Genomic DNA, 26,978 nt, shown 5'->3' with positions numbered 1-26,978 from the left:
TTCATGATCAAATTAAAAAGATTACTCTTAATTCATTGGCAAGCATATGATTTTCAGCTTGTCGAATTTGAAGATATTACTCTAATTACTGGACAAACTGGAGTAGGAAAATCGACTATTATTGATGCGTTGAATGTTATTCTGTTGGGAGAAAAGCAGAAGCATATTTTCAATAAGGCAGCCAATGAAAATTCTAGACGGACATTGGAAAGTTACTTGTATGGAAAACTCGGAGATGATGGTGGGGATGGATTTTTCTATTTGCGTGAGGAAAACTTTACTAGTTATTTGGTAGCAGAATTTGAAAATGAAGAGACTTGCGAGTATTTTTGCTGTGGTTTTGTGGCAGATTGTAGTTCAGATCACAGTTCTCCTAATGTACAATGGTTGACAACTAAATCTAAATTACCAGCTGATTATTTTATTAATGAAGAAGAGAGAATACCTTATTCAATAAATGAATTAATTTATGAGAATAATTTTAAAACTGAAAATGAAAAGGTCACACTAATTGTAACTGATAAAGATTATAGGAAAAAAATTGCTGGGTTGTTTGGGCAAATTCGTGATGACTATCGAAGATTATTGAAGCAATCTGTTAGTTTTACCCCTGTGAAAGACATAGAAATGTTTTTGACCGATTTTGTAAGTGAAACGGAAAGCCCTATTAATGTAGAAGAGATGCAAAAAAGTATTCGTCGTTATAATGATCTTGAACAGGAAAGTGATAAGATCAAAAGTAAGGTTGCTAAACTGGAAGATATTAAGAGCGAATTACAAGGGCTGGAAAAACGCAAGTTACTTGAGTTACGCCAAGAATATTTCATTGAAAAGGCTAAGCTAGATGCACTCCAAGAGCAAAAAGAAAATTATCATATCGATGTTGAAAACTATCAACGACAGATTGAAAAAAATACTCGGGATATAGCTGATTCTTCAAAAAGAATAGATGTGCTGGGTGCAAAAAAAGAGGAGATGCGAGATAAGCGGGATTCTCTAGTTGTTTTAAAAGATAAAGTTTTTTTAAACAATCAGATAAAGAGCGTGAATGAACAGGTTCAGACGATTCAAAATCAAACAGAGCAAGGGCAAGAAGCAATTGCTTTAATGAAATACTTTATTAGAGTAGTCAAAGCTTTACCAATTGAGCTTCCGTCTATCACAAATCTAGTTAAAGTATTTGAAAAATATAATCAAGAACAGAAATTAATTAGTAAATTTGTTGAAATGAATGATTTACTGGATCAGATAGTAAAAGAGCTTGTTAGTTACAAGCATTTCGTTAATGAGCAAGAGAAAAGGCTTAAATCTAAAGTTTCTGTTCTTTTAAATGAGGAGGAAAGATTAAAAAAAGGGATTAAAATGGTTCCAGAGCAAATACGCGTGTTTAAGGAAGCACTACAAAAATATTTGAGTAACTATGATAAAAACGCTCAGGTTGAGTATTTATCTGATGTGATTGACTTTAAACAAGGTGAAGAGAGTTGGCAAAAAGCAGTTGAAGCTTATCTTGGGGGGCAAAGATATTATCTCGTGATTGATCCTAAATTTTATAATAAAGCATTACAATACTATCAGTCCGTTCAAAAGCAAAAAGAGATTTATGGTATCGGAATAATTAACTTAGAGAAATTACAGAAAAAGCATTTTAATGCAAAAAAAAATTCACTAGCGCGGAAATTAAAAACAGGTGATCAGTTAGTTCAAGCATACATTAATTTTCTTTTGGGACATGTTATTGCTTGTGAAGATATTTTTAGTTTAGCAAAATTCTCTACTTCAATTACTATAGATGGTTTTTTATATAAAGGTTTTGTTACTCGTAAGCTGCAATTTAAAAATTTGACGATGTCAATTGGAAGTACTGCTGTTAAAAAGCAACTACTTGATGTTCAAGAAAAACTCAATGGATGTCAAGAAGAATTACGAACGCTAGAAAAGAAACTCACTATTCTGAAAGAAGTAGAAAATTATCAAAAAAAAGATTCCTATTCATGTGAAATAGTTACTGAATATGCTGATAGTGAGAAACTGAATCAAAAATTAGCAGATTTAAAGACGTTAGAAAATAAGTTGAATAATTTAGATGACTCTGAGCTTGTAGAGTTAGATGAAAAAATCAAGCGTTTGGATAAAGAAGTAAGCGACTTAACTGTTCAGATTACTAAAATAACAACAAATTCAAATACTAGCCAAGAAACAATGAATCAAATAAATCAGACCCTCCTTCCTCAATGTTTAGAAAAAATCATGGCACAAGAAAAAATTTTTCAAACCAAATTTGAATCATGCCAACAACTACCAAGTTTTGAAGAAGCGTATAGAGTGGCAGTTAATAAATTAGATATTCTTGTCTATCAAAAATTTATTACAAATTACGAAAATAATCAGAAACAAACACAAGTGAGTATTAATGAATTAGAAGAAAAAATAAGAGAAAAAATGAATGATTATAATCAAATGTTTACTGAAAATTTGTCAATTAATCTTAAACAGTCTAATCTGTATTTGGAAGAATACGAAAAATTTACGAATAGTGAATTGCCAAAGTTTGAATTGGATATTAAAGATGCCAAAGAAAAAGCTGTCTATGAATTCAGGTATGAATTTTTAGGTAAGTTAAAAAGTAATATTGAGAATATACAGCGGCAAGTAAATGAAATTAATGACGCTTTAAAGAATCGAAAATTTGGAGAGGACACCTATAGATTTAAAATTACAGCGGCTAGTAATAATAAAGAATATTATGAAATGATTATGGATGAAATGTTAATGGACAATGGAGAGTGGAATTTATTGAGTGCTGCTTTTGAAAGTAAATATGCTCAACAGATAGAAGTGTTATTTTCTATTTTATCTGGAAACGACTTGGATAATGGGCAAAGTAAAGAGAGTAGAATTCAAGCTTTTTCTGATTACAAAACTTATTTGACCTTCGATATGATAGTTACAAAAGGAGATAGTACACAACGATTATCTAAAACTTATGAGCAAAAATCTGGTGGAGAAACGCAAATTCCATTATATATATCATTGTTAGCAGCATTCTTAACTTGGATGATGAAGGAAAGGGCAGTGGCAACAGATACAAAAAGAAATCGTTTGACTGGTATAAAAGTGTGATTGAAACAAACGGAATAGAATGATAAAAAGCTAGAAGCCTCTAAAGAAATGTTCGTTCATTCTTTAGGGGGTCTAGCCTTTTTCATAGAGGTGGTATTTCTAATACAACGAGAGGACAACTGACGTCAAAACATTTAAGTGACGGCGATATGTTTTCCTGTTTCTTGCGTATTAACTAAAAAATGTATTAGCGAAAGCAATAAAAACGACCAATACAGGAATCATCCATGAAAAACCATACGTTTTATCAAGGATTTTGTTTGACGAATGATTGATCATTCTTAAGATGACCTCAATCAGAAAATAACCTAGAATCATTCCTAGTACATTTGAAATTAAATCGTCAATGTCTGTTGCTCTAGCTATCGTAAATAGTTGGCTTATTTCAATCAACAATGAGGTACCAAATCCAAGTAAAAGAGAATAACTGAATTTTCTATATTTGTTGCTAATTAACGGACACAAGAACCCGATGGGTATAAAGCAAAGAATATTAAGAATATAACCTGCATTTATTCCATCTATAAAAGGGATAAGATTGATATTCGGATTGAAAATACTCTCACCAAATCCACTGATCCTATTCAACTCACGAAGCGTAGGAACACCGAACACATTGAAGAATGTGAAACTCATATAATAAAATAGTAAAAGTGCTGATAGAATGTTTATCAATTTAGAGGAATCTTTATTTTTTCTAGTGAGCCAGAATAAAAAACTTGCCAAAATCAGTAGACCTATCAAGAATACTGGTTTTAAAGTCAAGATATCTACTATGGATTCCCAGAACCCGATTTGTTGCGTCATATTTTCCGCCTTCTTTCCTTAAGTTAATGGGTAATTAGTAAAGTTAATAATCTCATAGAAGGAGAATCGATCCATCAGCCTGTAGACTTATTTTAGAAATTATTTGAGTATAATGCCAAACTGGTAAATGATACAAAGTGAAGTCGATTGGTTAGTACTGGATAATAATTATGGCAGGTAGAAAAGATAGCCCAAAACTTGGATCTCGGCATCTATCTCAATGTAATCTTTGACTTTATTATTAAAATGAATCGCCTTAATCTGATAAATCTATTCTTTTTTCTAATGAATAACATAGGAAATTTTTGCATGGTTTTTAGCAAATTCTTGTCCTTTTACCTTACACTTACATGATAGGAATGACTATCAATAGCTTTGTTTTATTAAAATAAAAAACGTTAGATAAATCAACGAATGATACAGTGTCGTCAGTTTTTATAGTATAAATGAATACCATTTTAAAAAACAGAAAATAATATATTTTTGTTGAAATTCATGTATTTTGTAGCTCTTTTCGCTTGATTTTCGTCTATCTTTTATGAAATCCATATGTTAAAGTATTGGCGGAGATACTTTTGTTGATAGAGCTAAAATTTCCAAGAGATAAATGAGTGAATAAAAGTGAATTTAAAATAAAATAGTCGATTAGATGTCAGGGAAAGAGGTGAAAGTCCTCTACAGACCTACCTACTGTAAGGTGGATGAAACCAATAGGACCACAGATAATTCTGGAAGGGTTGGGAGTAAATGGAAGCCAAGTCAGGAGACCGGTTTAACGGCAATCATGTTCTTTTGTAGGAGAAAGATCAAGCGTTTTTTTGTGTGATCAATCAAACTGTCTTCTCCTGTAAAAGGAAAGGTAGTTTTTATTTACTTTTAAAAAAAGTTGTTTGATAAGAAAATGGAAATGAAAGGGTTATCGTAAAAAAGTAATCACTGGGAAAAGTAAAAATGAGTCAAAGAAAGTGGGAAAAGATGATGAAAAAATTATCGAAATTAGTTGCTGTATTGGGATTGAGTGTAGTCTTTGGGTTGAGTGCTTGCTCAAATAATAACAACGAAACAAGCGAAACAGCAGAAACAACGACAGCTTCAGAAGTTGCTTTGCCGACGAAAGATCGTGGCGGTGAAGAAATCGAGATTCCTGAAGAAGTGGATAAAATGGTTTCTTTAGTTCCTTCAGTTACACAAGTGATCGATGATCTAGGACGTAAAGATCAATTAGTAGCGGTTGACACACAAAGCCCAGCAATGACAAAAGATATTGATGAGTTGCCACAAATTGATATGATGGCTGTGGATGCAGAAACATTGATTTCATTGAACCCACAAGTGATCTATGTTTCAGATATTAGTCTGCATGGCTCTGAAAATGTTTGGTCACAAGTAAAAGATGCAGGAATTACTGTCGTGAACATTCCAACAAGTAATACCATTGAAGATATTGCTTTAGATGTCCAATTTATCGCGGATACTTTACAAGAGCATGAAAAAGGACAAGAATTAGTCGATACAATGAACAAAGAGATCGATGAAATCAAAGAAATTGGTGAAACGATTACGGATAAGAAAAAAGTATTGTTTGAGATTAGCGCATTACCTGAAATCTATAGCTTTGGTAAAGGCGTTTACTTGAATGAAATGATCGAACTTGTAGGTGCAGAAAATGTTTTAGCAGATCAAGAAAGCTGGATTCCAGTAACAGAAGAAGCAGCGATTGCTAGTAAGCCAGATGTAATTTTGACGAACGTAAATTACTTGGATGATGCAGTGCAAGAAATCTTAGATCGTGGAAGCTGGAAAGACGTTCCTGCGGTGAAAAATGAAGCAGTATTCTATATCGATAACGCTGCGAGCTCTTTACCAAACCACCATATGACAAAAGCCTTAAAAGAAATGGCATTAGCAATCTACCCTGATGAATACCAATCGTTGGAAAATGAATAAACAAAGTCGGTTGCTGATAGCAGTGGTCTTAAGTATCATCGTGGTATTCTTTGGGATCAAAATCGGGAGTGTATCCATTCCTTTTGATACCTTGATCCAAGCATTATTTTCAAGAGGAGACAAACAGCTAGATGAAACGATCGTCACCATTCTTTGGCAGGTTCGCCTGCCGAGAGTGGTTTTGGCGTTTCTTGTAGGAGCTGCTTTGGCTGTTAGTGGAACGGTCATGCAATCCTTATTAGGTAATCCGTTGGCTTCTGCTTATACGCTAGGTGTGTCATCAGGGGCATCACTTGGCGCTGCGTTGATCATTGTTTCAGGAATCACTTTACCGTTGTTCCCGAATTTCACATTACCTCTGACAGGCTTTATTTTTGGTTTAGCAACTGTGTTTATTGTTTTGGCGATGAGTCAAAGATTGGATCAGCAATTATCGAACCAAACAGTTATTTTAGTGGGAATGGTTATGACCTTATTTGTGGGCGCAATGTTGACGATCGTCACGGCATTGTTCAAAGATCATTTGCAGCAATTAGTCTTCTGGCAAATGGGTAGCTTTTCAGGAAGCACGTGGGCAAAAATCCATATCTTTTTACCTATCTTACTATTTGGAACAATCGCTCTTTGGTTCTCTGCTAGAAGTTTAGATGTGTTATCTTTAGGTGAAGAAGAGGCGTTAATCTCTGGTGTAGATGTTCGAACGATCAAGCTATGGGTGATGGTTCTTGCGGCTTTACTTGCAGGAAGTGCGGTTTCATTTGTCGGCGTGATCGGATTTGTTGATTTGATTGCCCCCCATGTCATCCGACGTTACTTCGGTGCCAGTCATCGTTGGGTCATTCCAGGAGCAGCACTGTTAGGTGGCAGCATGATGGTCGTCGGCGATACGATTTCACGAACGCTATTATCTCCCCAAGAAATACCAATAGGCGCTGTCACAGCATTGATTGGTGCGCCCTTTTTTGCCTATGTTTATTTCAAACGAAAGTGAGTGTTTTACAATTATGAAAGATATTTATCGAAGTCCTTATGAGGCTTATCCATTTTTAGCAGACGATGCAGATGATTTACGTTGCGATTATGAATTACACACCGATCGCTTATCTTCAGAAATCGGGTTACTACGCGCAAAGTGTGAAGATTCTCCTTTTTACAAGGAGTTAGAAAAAATCGGTGAATTGGTTTACCATGCAAATGCGTGCGTGCGTACAAAAATGACGATCACGCAAGAAGAAGTCGACTGGTTAAAGAGTCGTGTCGATGAATTGAATGCAGAAAGAACAAACCAAAGTGGACCATTCTTCTTACCTCAAGGAAGTGAACGAGGTGCATTAGCTCATATTTTACGTGTCGATTGTAAAGTAATCGTTCGTTTGCTGTATCGCCATCTTTATCAAGGTAAAAAAGTCGATTCAGGCTTGCTAGACTTTTTCAATTTATTGTCGGGTTACTTCTTCATGATCGCGATGAAATTCAACCAAGAAGACGACGTAACGGAAATTCCTTTTGTCAGCAGAAATTACCGCTAAAGGAGGAAAAGTGATGACCTTGAAGCTATCGCAAGTCACAGCTGGCTATGGCTCAGTAAAAATCATCAAAGAAGTTTCCTTCGAGCTGAACAAAGGTGAGAACCTATGTATCCTAGGACCTAACGGCTGTGGCAAGACGACCGTATTAAAATCAATTGCGGGCATCCTTTCCTACGAAGGATCGATCACGATCGATGGAAAAGAAGTCCGCACGATGAAACGCAAGGAAGCCGCACGCAAAGTCGCCTTACTCAGCCAGTTTTCAACCATTGCCTTTGACTACACCGTCTATGAAACTGTCATGATGGGCCGCTATACGCACATCAAACAAGGACTATGGTCAGTCACCACAGCAGAAGACCGCGAAAAAGTCATGGAGTGCCTAGCACTGACTAATTTATTAGAGCTGAAAGACCACCCCGTCAACCAACTTTCCGGAGGTCAAAAGCAACGTGTCTTCTTAGCCAAAGTATTAGCCCAAGACCCAGATATCTTATTACTAGACGAACCCAATAATCATCTCGATATCAAGCACCAGCTCGAACTCATCGGCTATTTAAAAGACTGGGGCAAAAACCAAGACAAAACAATCATCGGAGTCTTCCACGACATCCGTTTAGCCCTCTCTTTAAGCGACCAAGTCTTGTTCATGAAAACAGGCCAAGTCATCAAGCAAGGTCCATTTCTGGAAACAGTTTCGAGAAAATTGCTCAAAGATATCTTTGAGGTGGATCTAGTGAAGCATTTTCAGGAGCAGAGTGAGATATGGGAGAAGTTGGGGGAAGGAGCATCGCAAATAGAGAAATAGTAATTAACTCTGAGACTTATTTGAGGTTTCGGAGTTTTTTGTCGACTAAGATAAAGCGATTTTGAATTTAACTAACACAAAGAATAAAGAGAAATATTTGTTCAACAAAAAAAGATAGATACTTTATTTTGATATCTTAATGGCTATAATTAAAAAAATACAAATTATTACATTAAATCATATATTCTAAATAATAATAGTAGCTTATATTTAAATAAAAAACACTATTAATAACGAAATAAGTGATAGTTATAGACAGATAATTACGACAATAACATGAAAAACAATAAATTGTTTTATGTTATAATAAATACAAGAAATAAGTAAAAATTTATGGGGAGAAATATGTCGTATTATCGAGTTTTAAAACTACAGTTAAACAATGGATGGATATCGAATAATCTATCAAAAATAGAAAATGATATATTAAATAATAATCCAGTTACGTATATATATTATAATCTAGAAAGAAAAATAATTTATGTTGGTGAAACTAGTTGCTTTAATAATAGACATAGAGAGCATTTAGCTGAAAAAGAACCTAAAACTGATTATCGTGAGTATACTGAATGTCTAGTTATCTATTCTAACCTATTTCATAAATCGGCTGTATTAGATTTGGAATCCTTACTACTTAATTATATGGTCGCTGAATCTGATGAAACTAATTTTGTTTTGGCAAATGGCAATAATGGACAAACAAAATTAGTTTATAAAAATAAAGAGGAAATTCGTTCTAGTGTATTTTATAGATTATGGAAAAATGAATTATTTGAGCTAGGTTTATCCAAAAATAAAAATATAAATAAATTGAGAGAAAGTTTGTTATTTAAATATTCTCCATTTAAACAACTATCCGTAAAGCAAAAAGAAATTATTGATGAAATTGAAACTGATCCTTCAGGAAAATTTATAGTCGAAGCACCCGCGGGTTCAGGTAAGTCTGTATTATTTACAAATTTAGCTTTTTCCCTAGCAATAAATAACCCTAATTTAAAGATTGGTGTTGTTACAACTGGGAATTTAAGAAAACAGTTTAATTTAATTTTTAAATCTATAAACTTGAATAATAGATTATTTGTTAAGACTAGTTCACAGTTGATAACAGATGCTAAGAAAAACAAAGAAAAATTTGATATCATAATTGTTGATGAAGCACACAAGTTAAAAAAATACTATACAAAGGGTCATCCTAATTCAAGAAGGCACCTTAATAAAGATGATGATGAAATTACACTCTTAGAAGAAATAACTGAGGGGTTGGTTTTGTTATACGATTCCTATCAAGGAATTAAACCGCAAAATATTACTCCTTCTGAAATTCGAAAATTAACTATTAATTATAAAAAATTAACTTTATCACAACAATTTAGAATTAGTGGTGATGGTAATTTTTCAGGAGAAGACTATTTAAAAGGGATTTTGTATGCTCTACAATTAAGTGAAGATAAAAATTTTAATTTAGATGTATTCAAAAATGACTACTTTGGCATCGCGGATAATTTTAATGAAGTTATCGAGTATGTAGAGCTTCACTCTCATGCCTATCCTGAAACAACTAATAGAGTAATAGCTGGATACTGTAGAGAATGGAAATCTAATATAAATAAAAAGTCTAACAAAGGAAAAAAATTATATGAGTTACCTTATGATTGGGAAATAGACGGTATTAATAGAAGATGGAACTCCACTTATGAAGATTGGATAAAAAAACCTAATTCACAAAAAGAAATTGGATCTATACATTCAATTCAAGGATATGATCTGAATTATTCTGGAGTAATTATAGGAAATGATATCACGGTAATAGATAATCAAATAATGGCAGTACCTAGTAATTATAAGGATAGTGGTGGGACACCTCTAAAAAAAGAATTTTCTTTATCTGAATTAACTGAATATATTTTGAATATATATTACGTACTTCTTACAAGAGGAATTGATGGATGTCGAGTATATTTTGAAGATAAAGATGTAGAAAAAATATTTAAACAACGTATTGGATTATAATTATATCGTGTGTTGTATACACCCAGTCATTTTATTATATAAATAAATACTCTTGAAATCTAAAAAACTAAGACTTTGAACAAAGTCTTAGTTTTTTCTGTAAATAATAATACCTACTATAATTTCATGGCAATATTTGGCGTATATATTAGTAACACGATTTTTTGCTATAACACAAATAAATCAGTTGAACACAATATTTTTGGGGAGTTGCCAAATAAGAACAATGTTCATTCGAGTTACATATGATATGAATCAAGTATCGTGACAATTTTAGCAACTATCTTAATAAAATACAGATGGAATCAAGAAGGGAGAATAAATCAAGTTGGATGAAATCCAATTTTTTGATGTATGAATACAGTGAAGAAATGGTCAAGCTGAGACCATTTGGGCAACACAAAAGACGATTTCGAAGCTTTTGATGTTGGCATTCCGGCAATTAGTAAACATCTGAAAAATATATTTAATTCTAGTGAATTGATAGAAGATCGAACTATTTCCAAAATGGAAACAGTTCAAAAAGAGGGTGGAAGGTTAGTAAAAAAGGCGACCACCTTATATAAACATCCTCAAAAAGATAAACAGTTATGTGATTTAACAATTCTTCAGTTTGTTATATTTCCGGACACAGTACGTTTGGTTAGTTTTAATTGAAATAATTTCATCGAGAATCGATTTAAGCATGAAATATGCTTAAATCGATTCTTTTATTTTTGATCAAATAATGTTGCTTAAGAGAAGTCGCGGAATAATTTTTTCATAACCTCTCTTCTTATTAAAAAATAAAAGTTATTTTAAATACAGATTATAACTTTACGGTTTAACAATTCAGTGTATATAATGATAATATAAAATAATTGATAAAGGAGGTTCCGGGACAAATCAATAAATTTTCGTAAGCGCTTTTCTTCGTGGGGGAGATATCTGGATAAATAAAATAGTGGAGGTTATTTTATGAGATTACCAAAACCTGAAGGAAAACAAGTGGATGTACTATATCTTTCTGATGAAGATAATATTGTTGTTTTAGGTACGGCAGGAAGCGGAAAGACAACTATTGCTTTAGTTAGGGCGATAAATATGGCAAAAAATTACCCTGATGATATAGTCCTTATACTTACATATAATAGGACACTTATTAAATATATGGAGTTTATATTAGAAGATTCTCCCAAAAATTTATTGATTCAAAACTATCATAAGTTGGCACGAGGGTATCTGAATTCAAGAGGTAAAATGGAGACAAACGCCATCTTACAATCAAAAAATAAACTTATTGCAGAGGCGCTAGATAAAGTGAAAAATAAATATCCTGATGAGAATACGTTAGAACGACATATGGATATTTTTATCGATGAAATTGAATGGATACAAAAAATGGGAATAATGGATCAAGAGACGTATATTAAAATTGAACGAACTGGAAGACGGGATGCTCGGATTTTAAGGAAAAACAGAATCTATTTTTACGAAGTCTACCAACAATATGTAGATCTAAGGAATAAAAGAGGCTATTTATATGATTGGGATAGTATAGCTACAGCGGTGTTTGAAGAAGCGCAAAGAGATGATACGGAAAAGCGATATAAATATATACTTGTTGACGAAGGTCAAGACTTTTCGCCAATGATGTTGAAGTCTTTGAGTATGCTAGTATCGAAAGATGGTAGTATCAATTTCTTTGGTGATGAGAATCAACAAATTTATGGAAGTAGGATTTCATGGCGTTCTGCGGGACTAAATAATGTCAAGATTTGGAAATTGGAAAAAAACTATCGAAACAAATCAGGAGTCGGAAAGTTAGCGAAAGCAATTTCGGAATTACCCTTTTTTGAAATTGATGAGAATGATAAAATCGACTCCATTGTTCCAGATGTGGTTGGTCCAAATCCTCTTGTAATAAAATGTAGAGACAAAAAAGAGGAAATAGAATCTTTGATGGGTTTAGTAGACAACTCGGATGTATCAAGAACCAAAGCAGTGCTAGTCAAAACGAGAGAAGATGTCAATTTAATAGCGTCTATTTTTGCTGAAAAAGGAATTGAGCATACAATATTAAAAAAAGACATGGGTAAATGGAAGAATACTGACAACTTGCACATCGGAACTTATCATTCTGCTAAAGGATTAGAATTTGATTTAGTTTTCTTACCATTTATGAGTGATCGATATATGCCTACAGAAGAGGAAATAGCTAAATATGGTAGCAAACAAGACGCGCTAGTAAAATTTGTCAAATTGATCTATGTAAGTGTGACGCGGGCAAAATCTGGAGTAATAATTACGTATGTGGACAAATTAACTGAACTATTGCCAGAGGATACAAGTTTATATGATTTGAGGAACGGTTATGAATGAGTATGAATCATATATTAGTGAGAGAAAAATTACTCGTTTGTGCCATTTTACTAAGTCCAAAAATTTGCCCAAGATATTGGATAGAGATGGTAAGATCCTTGCGAACAATTTTATCAAAGAAGATCTGGAAAAAAATGATCTAAATAGAATTGATGGTAAAGAAGATTATATTTGTTGTTCAATCGAATACCCTAATGTCTATTATTTATATGAGTTAGAGAAGAGGAATAGGCTTGATTTATTTAAAGAATTCTCTATTTTGTTGATTTCTCCTAGTGTCATTAATGATCAAACTCTTTTTTGTCCATGTAATGCTGCTACAGAAAGTGGGAAACTCATAAGGAGTGGTCTATCGAGTTTCAAGAGTCTGTATAAGTCTAGATCAGTAGGGAAGATGGAATTGAACAGAACAAAGAATATGTTGATCTGCTCACCTACTGATAATCAAGCGGAGGTGCTAATAAGACATTCGATCTCAAAGACAAATATTAAAGGAATTGTATTTAGAGACCAAGCACAAGCGAAGAAAGAATTGAATCGTCTTGAAATTGCTCAATGTGATCTATCCACAATTAAAATTTTTACTTGTGCAGATATGTATGACAAAAATTTGGCGAATAAATTAAGAGCCGGTGATATCCCTGAAGAAAGTCTTTATATGGAATAGGAGTGAGAGGATGAACTCAATAGAAGATAAATATCTGGGATCTTTATTAGGGGTTGCAATCGGTGATGCCATGGGATGGCCACAAGAAAGAAGTCAAACAAAAAATAAATCTGCTAGGAGTACAGATTTTCAAAAATGGGTAAGACGTTCGGGTTATGGTCACACCTATACAGAAGAAATCATACAAAAAGGAAGTTACAGTGATGATACCCAACTGACGCTAGCGACTGCGAGGGCGTTAAACTATCGTAATTTTCTATCTTATTTTGGAAGAAGCGAATTACCTTCGTGGTTGCTTTATGAACGTGGAGGAGGAGGAGCTACGAAGCGCGCTGCTCGTTCATGGTCGAATGGCAAACCACCGTGGAAGCAAAATAAGAGTGCCATCCAATCCTATTTTGAAGCGGGTGGAAATGGTGTAGTCATGAGGGTCATTTCGCATGCTTATGAGAAAAATATAAGTAGTGAAGAAATGAATCAAAAAATATTTTTGAATGGAATATCTACCCATGGACATCCTAGAGCTATTTTGAGTGCGTTAGTCTATGGAAAAGCTGCGGAGTATCTGATTACCAACAACAAACAAATGAAATATGGGGAATTAGTTGACTATCTCATTAATAAAAAAGAAGAATGGTCTAAGTTTCCTGTACCTAATAATATCAATGATTGGTTGAATGCTTCATTTTCTATAGGTATAAATTATCAAAAACTGTGGGAACAGACGGGAGAAGAGTTATTTGATGGATTAACATTAATAAAAGAAACGTTAGCAAATGGATTATTTGATCAAACATCTGAGACGTTATCGAAATTAGACTGCAATAATCCGAAAGTGAAAGGTTCAGGAGTCGTTACTTGTTTGACAGCGATCTATATCGTATCTAAATTCTCTATAGATCCACAGAATGGATTGTTAGAGATCGCTTTTTTTGAAGGGAGTGACACGGATACAAATTCGGCAGCAACAGGTGGTTTATTAGGAGCAATCCATGGCACACGATGGATCAAATCAGAATGGTTGGGTGTTCAAGATGTTGAGTATATCACTCAGTTGGCTAAAACGATACCGGAAGCAACCATTCCCGAAAGAAGAGATATGTGGAATTTTTCTGAATCAAAAAATTTGATAAAAGAACTACATGGAAATGATAGAAAGAAAAAGTCTGTAAAGCTAGGTCCTTTTGACAATCTAACAGTTGTAGATAAATACCCTATAAGGTCACAGAAAAATAAAGAAGTCTTTGTATTAAAAAATGAAGAGAGTCAAACATTTTACTGTAAGTTACAAAAACCTGTCTTTAAAAATGAGGACACTGAGTTAAGGAGAAGTGAACTCTTTGATTTGGAACTTTCACCAGAACAAATAATCGAACTACAAAATACTTTACCTCAAAGAATTACTCTAGAAAAGTTTACCTCTTTACTAAGTGAAACCATACGTATGCTTCGAAATAAACCTTTAGATATTTTTGGAGAATTAGATGTAGAGCAAATAGAAAATGAAGTTAGAAAAAAATGCTCATATAAAAAAGAGATACGTTTGTTTGTAGAAAAAGTTTACAGATATTATTTTGAATAGACGATGAATTATTGAAGATAGATTGACAAGTGAAAACGACGCCCCACAGCTGCCAAGTCAAATTTATAAAGATAGAACGATCATCGCCGAATATGGAAAAATCAATGATATAAAAGTTTGTTTAAGCATCGTTAAAGTCAAAGTGAATAACGAAGCCACACCAGAAAAAGAGTTTCCTAATCAACCATAGCCAAGAAGATCCGCTCCAAAGAAAAATGGTTTAAGAGAATCATTTCTTCCTAAAACGAGAAAATCTGTTTTTTATATGCGAATCGCTCTAGGAGGTATCTTAGTAGTAGTTGTACTAATCGTTGCAGTAAAAAAGGAAACAATGATTTGACTGGACGTAAAAAAACTGAATAATCAAACTGTATTTAATTTGTAGTAAACTTCACTAATAGGATTGGTTATTCTATCTTTTTTTCGATATCAATTTAGCAGAGACTGTCCTCCAAATAGTTGAATAGCAATATTTGGAGGGCTTTTTTTATAGATTATTTGATATTACTCGGTAAAAAAAATGGGGAAAAATCAATGTCAAGTTCAAATTTTGCTCTTAATGATGAAAAAATATGGACTGCTTAACTCTTCTTATTCCTGTTAAAATGAATTATAATAAAGTAAAAGTCTGTCGTATTATCTCAGTGTTCGCTAGATATTTTCACTTAACGTTTGTTATTAGTAGTGGAACGAAGCATTAATATGAGATAAATAATTGTTATTACTTTATAAAAATTATTATTTTTTTAACAAAAAATTCATAACTAACATGTATCTTAAAAATAACTAAAGAAAAGGATGTAAGAAAATTGAAAAAAAAGTCTACGTATAAATTAGTTTCATTTGTATTTCTTTCACAAATGTTACTAACTACGCCTTTACAAGTATTAGCAGATGAACAAGTTTTTTCTGCGGACCAACCAGTAACAGCGGAAGCCCAAACAGAAACAACGACGGATTCGTCTGATATCACAGGTGAAGATAACACAACAGATACAACAACAGATGGTACAGAAGAATCAACGCCACCGTCTACTGGTGATTCAAGTGAACCAACCACACCTGATACTTCAGAACCGACAGAGCCAAGCACACCGGAGGAAACAAAACCAACGGAGCCGACAAAACCAACAGAACCGACGAAGCCGACAGAGCCAACACAGCCGAGTCAGCCACAAAAACCAACGCCACCATCAACTGGCGGTTCTACTGGAGAAACACAACCAACTACACCACAGCCGAGTCAGCCGACACAACCAGCTGCACCTGTGGCACCAACGCCTGCTCCTGCAGCGCCAGTTGCTCAAGAGGTACGTCAACCTTCTGCAACTACACCGATTCAAGATCTTGTACCATCAAGTCAAGAAACGGATGAAGGATCGATCCATTTTGAAAAAGATGAATCAGTTGAGAGCTTCATTCGCAAAATCGGTGAATCTTCTCGAGAAATCGGGCAAGAACATGATTTATACGCATCAGTGATGATCGCCCAAGCGATTTTAGAATCAGCTAGTGGACAAAGCCAGTTGGCGCAAGCCCCTAACTACAATCTTTTTGGGATCAAAGGTACACACGAGGGCAATGGTGTGACTTTTGCCACACAAGAAGATGCTGGTGATGGTACATTGTATACGATCCAAGCAACATTCAGAAAATATGCCAACTATGAAGAAAGTCTTGAAGACTATGCTAAATTAATGACTGAAGGATTGACTGGAAATAGTGAGTTCTATTCAGGTGCTTGGAAATCCAATGCAGAAACTTATAAAGAAGCAACAGAATTTTTAACAGGCCGTTACGCAACAGATACAAGATATAACGAAAAACTAAATGGTCTGATCGAAACTTATGATTTAGAACAATATGACAAAGAAGTTGCCGGACCTGAAGTGAATAAAGAAGGATATATCGTGCCATTAAGAAATTATACGATTTCTAGCCCATTTGGTCCTCGTGGTGGTGAATTCCACCGTGGATTAGATTTTGCGGCACCTCAAGGGGAGCCAATCTATGCTAGTAAAGCGGGTACTGTGATCAAAGCAGAATTCCATCCTTCATGGGGAAATTATGTTGCCATTGAACATGAAGATGGCACAACAGCGCTTTATGCTCATCAACAAGAATACGTTGTGAAAGTTGATGATGAAGTTGAACAAGGACAAATCATTGGGTTTGTCGGTTCTACTGGTAATAGTACAGGCAGCCATCTGCATTTTGAGATCAGTCGTGACAACAGCTTAGCTCAAGCGCAATTGATTGATCCAGCAACTGTTTTGTTTTAATTAGTGATAATGAAAAAATGCCATTGGAAGAGTTCTCTCTTCCAATGGCATTTTTATTTGACTCAATTAGTGATTCATCGGCCGATCAGCCAACAAAACGAATTTGAATGAATCGACTTGATGCCAACTTTCTGTGTATTGAAAGTGGGTATAATCAGTCAAATATGCCCAGTTCCTAACAACAAAGATGTTTTTGTTATGTTTTCCTAAATCTAAATATTGTGCGATCGAAGGGGTGATATTCTCAACAGAAATTTCTTTTTTTGAACAGTTCAATTTCAAATGTAATTGGTATGAGCCAAGAATCATCCGATTCAGACACGATCAAACAAATTGCGATCCAAAATAAAATTTGTGGTGTGGATATCCAACATATCGGGGATGCCGGCTACTCGGGAATCGCTCCGGTAGAAAATATCATGGCGATGAGCCGTGCGATCCGTGGAAACCGTTATACGATCGCGATGATGTCACGCTCGATCGTGCGTTAGAAATTTAAGTGATTAAATGGACCCTACTTTCATTTTAGATATATTCTAAAAAGTGAAAGTGGAGGTCCTTTTTTTATTACTATTGTTCAAGCAACTAATTAACAATATATACAATTGGTATAGCGGCAATTTGCTTTGTGTTGTGATTTCTATCAGTAATCACAATTTTATAGACTATCTGAAGTTAACTTCAAATTTTAATATAAGTGTGAGGGATTTTACTATTCACATAGTTAGATGCTAAGATTTATTTTGACAAACTTGAAAGAAGCGATTACACTAGTGAAAAGAAGCACACAACGATGTGTGCGTATGAATACGGCAATGACGCCTAAAAAAGTAGAGCTTTTTCTGCTTTTTTAGGCTTTTTTTATGGAGGAGAGGTAAATGAGGAGAATCATTTTAATGGGTGCGATTGGCTGTGGAAAGACCACTCTTTGTCAAGCCTTGCGAGGAGAAGCGATCGTTTATGATAAGACCCAAGCGGTAGAATTTCATCCTGAGATGATCGATACACCAGGGGAATTTATTCTACATCGCCAATACTACGCTGCTTTGACTGTAACAGCAGCAGAAGCAGATGTCATTGGTTTGGTGCAAAGTGCGTTAGACCAAGAACAGATTTTTTCACCAGGATTTGGCCACATCTTTCCAAAAGAAGTCATCGGGATCATGACCAAAGTTGATCTAGTGAAAGACGAGAAAGAGTTGACGCGTGTACGTGAACAATTGCTTGCAGCTGGAGCAACGAAGCTGTTTGAAGTCTCATCAGTCGAAAAAACGGGACTAGCAGAATTGATTGAGTACTTAGGAGGAGAATCATGAAAATCTACACAAAAACAGGCGACAAGGGAATGACAAAATTAGTTGGCGGTCATAGTGTATCGAAAGATTCAGATCGTGTGGAAAGTTATGGAACGATCGATGAATTGAACTCATGGTTGGGCTATACGATCAGTCAATTGTCAAAAGAACAAGAGGTTTTTAAGAAAGAATTGGAAGAACTACAACAACTTTTATTCGATGTAGGGACTGATTTATCAACGGTCTTGGAAGATGGACGACCGCTGAAAGTCCAACAAGAGAGCGTTACTTGGTTGGAAGAACGGATTGATTTTTATACACAGCAATCGCCGGATATCGAACGATTTATTTTACCAGGGGGCTGTCAAGGAGCGAGCATGGTCCATGTGGCGCGAACAATTGCTCGTCGCGGGGAACGACATATCGTCCGTTTAAGTGCGACTGCGGCGATCAATCCTGAAGTGATCGTGTTTGTGAATCGCTTGTCTGACTATTTTTATGCGTTGGCGCGTTATATGAATGTGCAAATGGGGCAAGAGGATGTTTTTTATACAAGAGGAGAGAAGGTCTTCCATAAGATAAAAGAAGAAGGTTTATAAAAAGTGTTTGATTTTTCACAAACAGTGTGGTAAAGTGCTGTTAGATTAATCAAATGTTTATGAGAGATACGAATGGAAGCCAGTGAGATGCTGGCACGGTCCCGCCACTGTGATAAAGCGTTCGAGCTTTTAAGTCAGGTCTTTTCTTATTTTTCATTATTGGGCAAACTGTTTCGAGGCAAAACAGGGTGTTGCTAAAAAAATGACGTTTTTTGAAAGTCAGCCCAAGAATATTTGATTCAATCCCACACATAGCACGATGATGTGTATGGGAATATTGGGCTGGTCTTTCAATGGGGAAAGAGATTTCAAGTACAATGGCGTACTGCTGATTCCCAGCGCATGTGTTGATTAATAATTACAGAATAGACACCATACACTGTTGTATGGATTGTAAAAGAAGCAAAGGGGCTTCAGACAAATGGATCTTGTGATTTCCATTGGTTTGAAGGCTCTTTTATTTTGGTTTCAAGGAGGAATGTTCGTGGAAAGTATACAATTCTCGACACAGATCATTGTGGGAGAAGATGCGTTACAAAGTCTTGAGAGTGTCAAAGATAAGCGTGTTTTCATCGTTACTGATCCCTTTATGGTAGAAAATGGTCTGGTAGAAAAAGTCATGACTTATTTAAATCAGTATCACGTATTTAGTGATATTGTTCCTGATCCACCACTTGATAAAATCGTTTCAGGAATCAAAGAAATGGAAAGATTTCAAAGTGAAGTCATCGTAGCAATCGGTGGCGGTTCAGCCATCGATGCAGCGAAAGCAATGAAATATTTTGGGCAAAAGACAATGGATCTCTTGACTGCCCAATTTATTGCAATCCCAACCACCAGTGGGACAGGGTCTGAGGTGACAAACTTCTCAGTGATCACGATCAGTGAATTGGGGTTGAAGATCCCTTTAGTAACAGAAGAGATCCAACCGGATATAGCGATATTAGACACTGGACTAGTCATGAGTGTCCCACCAAAAATCACTGCCGATACGGGAATGGATGTGCTGACCCATGTGATTGAATCCTACGTTTCTACAGAAGCAAATGGGGTAGCAGATGCCTTATGTGAGAAAGTGGTTGCTTTAGTTTTCGAATATTTAGAGCGAGCCTACAAAAATGGGCAAGACAAAGAAGCAAGAGAGCAAATGCACTTAGCCTCTTGTATGGCAGGGATGGCGTTCAATTCAACTTCATTAGGGTTGAATCATGGAATCGCTCATGCTGCTGGCGCTCGTTTACATGTGCCACATGGACGGATCAATGGGATCTTACTGCCAGAAGTGATTGCTTACAATAGTGGTTTAGAAAATGGTCAAGTGACTGAAATCAAAGTGGCTGAACGATATGCGGCATTAGCAAACTGCATAAGCAATACGCAAACGAAAAATCCTCGTTTAGGTGTGCAGAATTTGATTCGTATGATCAAACAGCTGCGAGAAAAATTAGAGATGCCAGCGACGTTGAGTGAATACGGCTTGTCTTCAAAAGAAGTATTAGTACAAGAAGAAGCAATTACCACCTCTTCCTTAGCAGATGGTTGCACGAGAACGAATCCTCGTAAGGCAGATGAAAAAGGCGTTAGAGCAATATTAAAAGCCATTTTATAAAGATTGACATCGTGAAAAGGTTAACATATAATGAATGAGCACAACGGAGTGCTTCAAAATTTAAGAGCAATGGGGCCCTTAATAACAAGCGTAAAGTGAACACTTTATGGCTTATTATTGAGGATTTTTTATTGCTTAAAATGAAGGAGCGAGTCTTGTTTGGAAGAAAAACAACGAATGATCCAAGAATACGTCCCAGGAAAACAAGTCACTTTAGCCCACATCATTGCGAGTCCCGACAAGGAAGTCTATACAAAATTAGGATTACCGGCAGGCACAAGCAATGCGTTAGGGATTTTGACGATCACGCCAAGTGAAGCCGCAATCATCGCTGTGGATATTGCAACGAAAAGTGGCGACATTACCATTGGTTTTATCGATCGTTTCTCTGGTTCAGTAGTTATTTCTGGCGACGTGAGTTCTGTTGAAGCAGCATTACATGCTGTATTGGATGGACTCAAACAGATTTTGCAATTCTCTGTGACGTGTGAAATTACAAGAACTTAGTTCGGGGGAGACAAAGCGTATTGAATATGAAGGGCAGAATTGTGATAGTAGACGATGAACCAATCACACGATTGGACACTCGAGATATTCTACTGGAAGCTGGTTATGAAGTTGTTGGGGAAGCCGCAGATGGATTTGAAGCAATCGAAGTTTGTAAAGAGAACAAGCCGGATCTCGTATTGATGGATATCCAAATGCCGATTTTAGATGGTCTAAAATCCGGTAAAAAAATCATCCAAGATCAGTTAGCAGGGAGTATCGTGTTTCTTTCTGCTTACAGTGATCATGAGAATACGGAGAAAGCGAAGAAATTAGGAGCAATCGGTTATCTGGTAAAACCATTAGATGCAAAATCATTGATCCCGACCATTGAAATGGGGATCGCTAGAGGAAAAGAAACCCAAAACTTGCTGCAGCAGATCGATAAACTACAGTTGAAATTGGAAGAACGAAAAGTTATAGAGAAGGCAAAAGGGATCTTAGCAAAAGAAAATAATATTTCTGAAGAAGAAGCTTATCAGATGTTGCGCGCATTAAGTATGAACAAACGCGCACGGATGAGTGACATCGCAGAATTGATTATTATGGATGATGAATAATGGAACGGATCAATACATTATGTCAGCGTTATACCAACTTAACCCAGTCAGATATCCAAGAGCTTTGTCGGACGAGTGCTTATTTAGCAGAGTCTAAGCATTATGAGATGGCAGATGTGTTCATCGATGTTTTTAATGAAATGACGAAAGAAGCATTAGTTGTCTATCACAAAAAGCCAAAATATATTCCCTCATTATATAAACATGAAGTTGTCGGAAAAGAAGCGTTATTAAAAAATGAACCTGGCGTTTTACGGACCATGGAAACAAGCTTGAATAGCATTGGTTTGTTAGCAGTTACGCAAGAGAATCGCTTGATCAAACAAAACATTTTTCCGATTCGTAATGAACAACGAACAATTGGTGTGATCATCGTAGAAGAGGGAGTCGAGCAACCGATTGGGGCAGTTGAACGACAAGAATTACAGTCAAACGAGCAAGGGACAATAGCAATCGAATCGACAGTTGATCCTCTAATCATGGACCAGTTAGCCGAAGCGGTCTTGATTTTTGATACGACCACAGGAAATTTGGTCTTAGCAAATCATCGGGCCAAAGAATTATACCGAAAACTAGGCTATCGCGAAATGATCAACGATTTACACTATGACAATCTCTCCCTTGATTATACAACGTTCGAATATGTTCTTTATCAGATGAACGATCAGACCGAAAATCGGTTGATCGAATTAGAGACAGCGTATTTAAATTATTACTTTAATATTCGAAAAGTTTGGATTGATGCAGGATCGAGAGTAGCAATGATTATTCAAGATAATACAGAAGTGAAAAAGAAAGAAGATGAAATCGTCTCAAAATCGGTGGCGATCCGCGAGATCCATCACCGTGTCAAAAATAATTTACAGTCCGTCGTTTCGTTATTGAGGATCCAAGCACGCCGTACCACTAGCAAAGAGGCTAGTAAAGTACTAAAAGAAAGTGTGAACCGGATCATGGCGATCGCGATGACACATGAATTATTGTCGAAGCAAGTGGAAGATAATGTTTCCTTGCGACAAATGCTTGAGGCAGTGATGTACAATTTCCGGCATATTTTCAATCCGGAGAAAGTGCGATTGAATCTAACCGTTGATCCGACGATCACTGTTTCTAGCGATCAAATGGTTTCCATTTCCTTAGTCGTTAACGAATTACTCCAAAATATCTTTGATCATGCCTTTGAGGCAGATCAAAATGGCGTAGTTGAAGTCAGCGGGGAAATCGAAAATAGAGTCATTACGATCACTGTCACAGATAATGGCAATGGCTACGATATCAACCGAAACAAAGAGACCAGTTTAGGTTTGATGATCGTGAATAGCTATATCAAAGATAAGCTAAAAGGAAAAGTAAAAATTGAATCATCCAATAAAGGAACAAAAACTTGTTTCTATTTTGAACAGAACACCAAAGATGTTGTTCGGTGAAAAAGCAACGATGCTTAAAGATGCGTAGAAGAGATTCTAGGCTGTCTTTAAGCATTTTTTGTTTGCAGAAAGGAGAAAAAAGATGGCAAAAGAAAAAATTCTTACTGTAGGGATCGATTTAGGTACCTCGACGACTCAGCTTGTTTTATCTGAGTTGACGATCGAAAATTTCGCCTCTGCGTTTTCTGTTCCTCGGATCACGATCTCAGATAAGGAAGTGATCTACCGTAGTGAAATCATCTTCACTCCTTTGATCAATCAGACAATGATTGATGATGAAGCAATCAAAGCGTTTGTTTCCCGACAATATCACCAAGCAGGGATAGAAAAGCAGCAAATCCAAATGGGTGCGGTGATCATCACCGGTGAAACAGCTCGTAAAGCCAATGCGAGCAAAGTATTACAAGCACTGAGTGGCTTTGCTGGAGATTTCGTGGTCGCGACAGCTGGCCCAGATCTTGAAAGTATCATTGCCGGAAAAGGGGCAGGCGCGCAAGAGTATTCGACAAAGCGTCATGCTTCGGTCGTCAACATCGATATCGGCGGCGGCACGAGTAATTTAGTCGTCTTCACCGATGGGGAAATCGATGATACCGCCTGTTTTGATATCGGTGGTCGGTTGATCAAGGTCGACCAAGCAGGGAATATTTCGTATATTTCACCAAAGATCACAGAAATGGTCGAGCAGTTGAGATTACCCTTGAAAGTTGGAACAAAAGCTTCTGTTACTGCCATCCAACCAGTGATCGATGAGTTAGTAAAAGTTTTGGCGAATAGTGTGGGTATCGGAGAACGAAGTCCCTTTTATGAGTTATTCATTACGAACCGAGGATTACGGCTAGATGGCGAACTACCAATCGTCACTTTTTCTGGTGGCGTAGCGGATTGCTTGATCGAAGAAGTGACAGATATATTCAAGTATGGGGATATCGGTCTGTTATTAGGTACGGCTTTACGAAAATCGCAAATTTTTGTTGAAAAAGAAGTCTTACAAAGTAATGAAACGATTCGGGCAACGGTGGTCGGTGCAGGTTCCCATACCGCTGATATTAGTGGCAGTACGATCGCTTATCATGAGCAGATCCTGCCAATCAAAAATATTCCGATCTTGAAAGTTTCCCAAGAAGATGAGTCCTTGCCTGCGGAAGCAATGGGTGAGCGAATCAATGAAAAGCTGGCTTGGCATCGTTTGGAAGAAACACCGCAAATCGCTTTAGCGATGAAGGGGCTCGTGAATCCGACATTCGCAGACGTCCAACGATATGGGGAAGGCATCGTTCGGGGGTTATCTGCCTTGATCAATGAAAATATCCCACTAGTCATCATGGTGGACGAGGACATGGCAAAAGCATTAGGTCATGCATTATATGCGTATTTACCGGGGAATTATCCGTTCATCTGCATTGATTCCGTCAAAGTAGAAAATGGGGATTATATCGATATTGGTCAACCTGTTGCCGAAGGTGCAGTGTTACCGGTAGTTGTCAAAACATTAGTATTTAATTAAGGGAGCGACAAGAAAAATGATTTTAAAAACAAAATTATTTGGCAAAACCTATCAATTTTCTTCAGTCAAAGAAGTATTGGCTAAAGCAAATGAAGAAAAATCAGGAGATAAATTAGCGGGTGTGGCAGCAACTTCTGCGGAAGAACGAGTGGCAGCCAAAGTCGTGCTATCTCATCTGACTTTAAATGATTTATTCAACAATCCAGTGGTTGATTATGAGGAAGATGAAGTCACACGTATCATCATCGACCAAGTCAACATGCGTATTTTCGGCATGATCAAACATTGGACAGTTGCCGAATTAAGAGAATATATCCTTTCAGACAAAACAGGAGATTTTGAAATCAAATATATCTCTCGTGGATTGACTGCGGAAATGATTGCGGCAGTCTGCAAATTGATGTCAAATATGGACTTGATCGTAGGCGCAAAAAAAATCCACATTGAAAAAACAGCCAACACAACAATCGGTCGCGCAGGTACTTTCTCCAATCGTCTACAACCAAATCATCCAACAGATGACGTAGACGGAATCATGGCTTCTGTAATGGAAGGATTATCGTACGGGGCCGGCGATGCACTGATCGGATTGAATCCAGTGGATGATTCGACAGAAAGCGTGAAACGTTGTTTAGATAAATTTGAAGAATTTCGTAGCGAATGGGAGATTCCAACACAAACCTGTGTCTTGGCTCACGTGACGACCCAGATGGAAGCCATGCGTCAAGGCGCACCGACTGGTTTAGTTTTCCAATCCATTGCTGGATCAGAAAAAGGAAACACTGCGTTTGGTTTGAATGCGGATATGTTAGCTGAAGCGCAAGCATTAGCATTGAGCAATGGCCAAGCAGCTGGACCGAACGTGATGTATTTTGAAACTGGTCAAGGTTCTGAGTTATCATCTGAAGCTCATTTTGGTGCAGACCAAGTAACGATGGAAGCACGTTGCTATGGATTAGCGAAGAAATTTGATCCATTCCTTGTGAATACTGTTGTCGGCTTTATTGGACCAGAATACTTGTATGATTCAAAACAAGTCATTCGTGCAGGCTTAGAAGATCACTTCATGGGTAAACTAACAGGTTTATCAATGGGTTGTGACGTATGTTATACAAACCACATGAAAGCAGATCAAAATGATATGGAAAACTTAGCTGTGTTACTAACATCAGCCGGGTGTACGTATATTATGGGGATTCCTCATGGGGATGATGTGATGTTGAACTACCAAACGACAGGTTTCCATGAAACAGCAACAGTCCGTGAATTGTTCGGTTTACGTCCAATTAAAGAATTTGAAGGTTGGATGGAGAAAATGGGCTTGATGGAAAATGGGAAATTAACAAGCCTAGCCGGCGATGCTTCAGTATTTATCAAATAAGTGGGGTGCAAGAAAAAAATGAACGAACAACAATTGAAAGAAATGATCACTTCCATGCTAAGTGAAATGGTAGCCGGTGAAAAAACAATAGAACAACCGAAAGCACCAGCCGCAACAACAAATACGATGACAACAACCATGCCAGTAGTAGAAGAAGGGATGATCGATGACATCACAGAGTTAGATCTGCGGAAACAGCTTTTGGTCAAAGATGCAAAAGACGAAACAGGATACTTGCGTATGAAGGCATTTACACCTGCTCGTATCGGAGTGGGACGTACAGGCACTCGCTATATGACTGATTCTACCTTACGTTTCCGTGCGGACCATGCAGCAGCACAAGATGCCGTATTCTCTGATGTTGATCCGCAATTGGTTGAGGAAATGGGCTTCATTTCAACACAAACGATTTGTAAAACAAAAGACGAATACTTGACTCGTCCAGATTTTGGTCGTCAATTTGACGAAGAAAATAGCACAAAAATCAAACAACAAACGACCGCAAAAGCCAAAGTACAGATCGTTGTTGGGGACGGATTAAGTTCTGCGGCTATCGGAGCAAATATCAAAGAAGTACTACCAGCAATCAAACAAGGCTTGAAAATGTATGGCTTAGATTTTGATCAAGTCGTATTCGTAAAATATTGTCGTGTACCATCAATGGATCAAATCGGCGAAATCACCGATGCAGAGGTCGTTTGTTTATTAGTTGGTGAACGTCCTGGGCTTGTAACAGCAGAATCGATGAGTGCGTATGTTGCTTACCGTCCAACTGTCGGAATGCCAGAAGCTCGTCGTACAGTGATCTCAAACATCCATAAAGGTGGGACACCAGCGGTCGAGGCCGGTGCATATATTGCGGAATTGATCAAGAAAATGTTAGATAAGAAAAAATCTGGTATTGAGTTGAAAGAAGCCGAATAGGAGGAGAAACATCA

General features: G+C 36.6%; 22 protein-coding genes, 2 pseudogenes and 2 riboswitches. Of the genes and pseudogenes, 22 read left to right on the top strand and 2 right to left on the bottom strand.

Annotated elements, in window-relative coordinates; genetic code table 11:
• Window positions 1-3: 3 nt before the first annotated feature.
• Window positions 4-3,012 (top strand): annotated as a pseudogene (locus ACH0AK_RS11140) (ATP-binding protein); the annotation flags it as partial.
• Between the two features lie 282 nt (window positions 3,013-3,294).
• Here ACH0AK_RS11140 and ACH0AK_RS11135 read toward each other — a convergent pair.
• On the bottom strand, window positions 3,295-3,930 hold the full coding sequence (locus tag ACH0AK_RS11135; RefSeq protein ID WP_023520180.1) for a VanZ family protein: 636 nt from the start codon (window positions 3,928-3,930) through the stop codon (window positions 3,295-3,297).
• A 618-nt stretch (window positions 3,931-4,548) separates the two neighbouring features.
• A riboswitch (cobalamin riboswitch) is annotated at window positions 4,549-4,720 on the top strand.
• Window positions 4,721-4,881: 161 nt separating this feature from the next.
• Here ACH0AK_RS11135 and ACH0AK_RS11130 point away from each other — a divergent pair.
• The 11 genes from ACH0AK_RS11130 (at window position 4,882) to ACH0AK_RS11080 (ending at window position 17,116) form a co-directional block, all read left to right on the top strand.
• Window positions 4,882-5,877: an ABC transporter substrate-binding protein gene (locus ACH0AK_RS11130; RefSeq protein ID WP_051377622.1), complete on the top strand. Its 996-nt coding sequence runs from the start codon at window positions 4,882-4,884 to the stop codon at window positions 5,875-5,877.
• A complete protein-coding gene (locus ACH0AK_RS11125) occupies window positions 5,870-6,868 on the top strand; it encodes a FecCD family ABC transporter permease (RefSeq protein WP_023520178.1) in 999 nt (332 codons plus the stop codon). The genes ACH0AK_RS11130 and ACH0AK_RS11125 overlap by 8 nt, the downstream gene beginning before the upstream one ends.
• A 13-nt stretch (window positions 6,869-6,881) precedes the next feature.
• Window positions 6,882-7,406, top strand: a complete 525-nt coding sequence (locus ACH0AK_RS11120) for an ATP:cob(I)alamin adenosyltransferase (RefSeq protein ID WP_023520177.1) — start codon at window positions 6,882-6,884, stop codon at window positions 7,404-7,406.
• Window positions 7,407-7,419: 13 nt separating this feature from the next.
• Complete coding sequence (locus ACH0AK_RS11115) at window positions 7,420-8,214, top strand: ABC transporter ATP-binding protein (protein ID WP_023520176.1); 795 nt, start codon at window positions 7,420-7,422, stop codon at window positions 8,212-8,214.
• Window positions 8,215-8,559: 345 nt separating this feature from the next.
• A complete protein-coding gene (locus tag ACH0AK_RS11110; protein ID WP_137072710.1) occupies window positions 8,560-10,224 on the top strand; it encodes a DNA/RNA helicase domain-containing protein in 1,665 nt (554 codons plus the stop codon).
• A gap of 390 nt (window positions 10,225-10,614) precedes the next feature.
• The gene (locus ACH0AK_RS11105) at window positions 10,615-10,881 is read left to right on the top strand and encodes a virulence RhuM family protein (protein WP_023520173.1); all 267 of its coding nucleotides are present in this window, start codon (window positions 10,615-10,617) and stop codon (window positions 10,879-10,881) included.
• A gap of 300 nt (window positions 10,882-11,181) precedes the next feature.
• Entirely contained in the window at window positions 11,182-12,585 is a 1,404-nt protein-coding gene (locus ACH0AK_RS11100; protein ID WP_499796899.1) for a UvrD-helicase domain-containing protein, read from the top strand.
• The gene (locus ACH0AK_RS11095) at window positions 12,578-13,252 is read left to right on the top strand and encodes a DarT ssDNA thymidine ADP-ribosyltransferase family protein (RefSeq protein ID WP_023520171.1); all 675 of its coding nucleotides are present in this window, start codon (window positions 12,578-12,580) and stop codon (window positions 13,250-13,252) included. The genes ACH0AK_RS11100 and ACH0AK_RS11095 overlap by 8 nt, the downstream gene beginning before the upstream one ends.
• 10 nt (window positions 13,253-13,262) lie before the next feature.
• Window positions 13,263-14,834, top strand: coding sequence for an ADP-ribosylglycohydrolase family protein (locus ACH0AK_RS11090; RefSeq protein ID WP_499796898.1), 1,572 nt, complete (start codon window positions 13,263-13,265; stop codon window positions 14,832-14,834).
• 22 nt (window positions 14,835-14,856) lie between these two features.
• Window positions 14,857-15,024 (top strand): hypothetical protein, encoded by a 168-nt coding sequence (locus ACH0AK_RS11085; protein WP_023520169.1) that lies wholly within the window; start codon window positions 14,857-14,859, stop codon window positions 15,022-15,024.
• 619 nt (window positions 15,025-15,643) lie between these two features.
• On the top strand, window positions 15,644-17,116 hold the full coding sequence (locus tag ACH0AK_RS11080) for a glucosaminidase domain-containing protein (RefSeq protein WP_023520168.1): 1,473 nt from the start codon (window positions 15,644-15,646) through the stop codon (window positions 17,114-17,116).
• Window positions 17,117-17,182: 66 nt separating this feature from the next.
• Here the strand turns inward: ACH0AK_RS11080 and ACH0AK_RS11075 are convergent, their stop codons facing one another.
• On the bottom strand, window positions 17,183-17,425 hold the full coding sequence (locus tag ACH0AK_RS11075; protein WP_023520167.1) for a UTRA domain-containing protein: 243 nt from the start codon (window positions 17,423-17,425) through the stop codon (window positions 17,183-17,185).
• Between ACH0AK_RS11075 and ACH0AK_RS11070 the strand changes: the two are divergent.
• From ACH0AK_RS11070 to eutC, 10 genes and pseudogenes are all read left to right on the top strand, one after another.
• Window positions 17,404-17,607 (top strand): annotated as a pseudogene (locus tag ACH0AK_RS11070) (DUF7916 family protein); the annotation flags it as partial. The gene ACH0AK_RS11075 and the pseudogene ACH0AK_RS11070 sit on opposite strands and share 22 nt — an antisense overlap.
• A gap of 387 nt (window positions 17,608-17,994) precedes the next feature.
• The gene (locus ACH0AK_RS11065; RefSeq protein WP_023520165.1) at window positions 17,995-18,432 is read left to right on the top strand and encodes a EutP/PduV family microcompartment system protein; all 438 of its coding nucleotides are present in this window, start codon (window positions 17,995-17,997) and stop codon (window positions 18,430-18,432) included.
• A complete protein-coding gene (locus ACH0AK_RS11060; protein ID WP_023520164.1) occupies window positions 18,429-19,010 on the top strand; it encodes a cob(I)yrinic acid a,c-diamide adenosyltransferase in 582 nt (193 codons plus the stop codon). Before ACH0AK_RS11065 ends, ACH0AK_RS11060 begins: the two co-directional genes overlap by 4 nt.
• Window positions 19,011-19,057: 47 nt before the next feature.
• Window positions 19,058-19,207: riboswitch (adenosylcobalamin (AdoCbl) riboswitch) on the top strand.
• Between the two features lie 287 nt (window positions 19,208-19,494).
• Window positions 19,495-20,619, top strand: coding sequence for a 1-propanol dehydrogenase PduQ (locus tag ACH0AK_RS11055; protein ID WP_023520163.1), 1,125 nt, complete (start codon window positions 19,495-19,497; stop codon window positions 20,617-20,619).
• A gap of 159 nt (window positions 20,620-20,778) precedes the next feature.
• Entirely contained in the window at window positions 20,779-21,126 is a 348-nt protein-coding gene (gene eutS / locus ACH0AK_RS11050; protein ID WP_023520162.1) for an ethanolamine utilization microcompartment protein EutS, read from the top strand.
• A gap of 26 nt (window positions 21,127-21,152) precedes the next feature.
• Window positions 21,153-21,725 carry an ANTAR domain-containing response regulator gene (locus ACH0AK_RS11045; protein WP_034691823.1) on the top strand — a complete coding sequence of 191 codons (573 nt, stop codon included), beginning with the start codon at window positions 21,153-21,155 and terminating at the stop codon, window positions 21,723-21,725.
• Window positions 21,725-23,152, top strand: coding sequence for a GAF domain-containing sensor histidine kinase (locus ACH0AK_RS11040; protein WP_010734668.1), 1,428 nt, complete (start codon window positions 21,725-21,727; stop codon window positions 23,150-23,152). The genes ACH0AK_RS11045 and ACH0AK_RS11040 overlap by 1 nt, the downstream gene beginning before the upstream one ends.
• An 82-nt stretch (window positions 23,153-23,234) precedes the next feature.
• Window positions 23,235-24,659, top strand: a complete 1,425-nt coding sequence (gene eutA, locus ACH0AK_RS11035) for an ethanolamine ammonia-lyase reactivating factor EutA (RefSeq protein ID WP_010734669.1) — start codon at window positions 23,235-23,237, stop codon at window positions 24,657-24,659.
• Window positions 24,660-24,675: 16 nt separating this feature from the next.
• Window positions 24,676-26,040, top strand: a complete 1,365-nt coding sequence (locus ACH0AK_RS11030; protein WP_023520159.1) for an ethanolamine ammonia-lyase subunit EutB — start codon at window positions 24,676-24,678, stop codon at window positions 26,038-26,040.
• Between the two features lie 18 nt (window positions 26,041-26,058).
• Complete coding sequence (gene eutC, locus ACH0AK_RS11025) at window positions 26,059-26,964, top strand: ethanolamine ammonia-lyase subunit EutC (protein ID WP_010734671.1); 906 nt, start codon at window positions 26,059-26,061, stop codon at window positions 26,962-26,964.
• Window positions 26,965-26,978: the final 14 nt, after the last annotated feature.

The organism is Enterococcus pernyi, assembly GCF_045371165.1.
In the GTDB taxonomy this organism is placed as follows: Bacteria; Bacillota; Bacilli; order Lactobacillales; family Enterococcaceae; genus Enterococcus_B; species Enterococcus_B pernyi.
The sequence above is the reverse complement of the archived record's forward strand: the minus strand, read 5'-3'. Positions and strand labels throughout refer to the sequence as shown.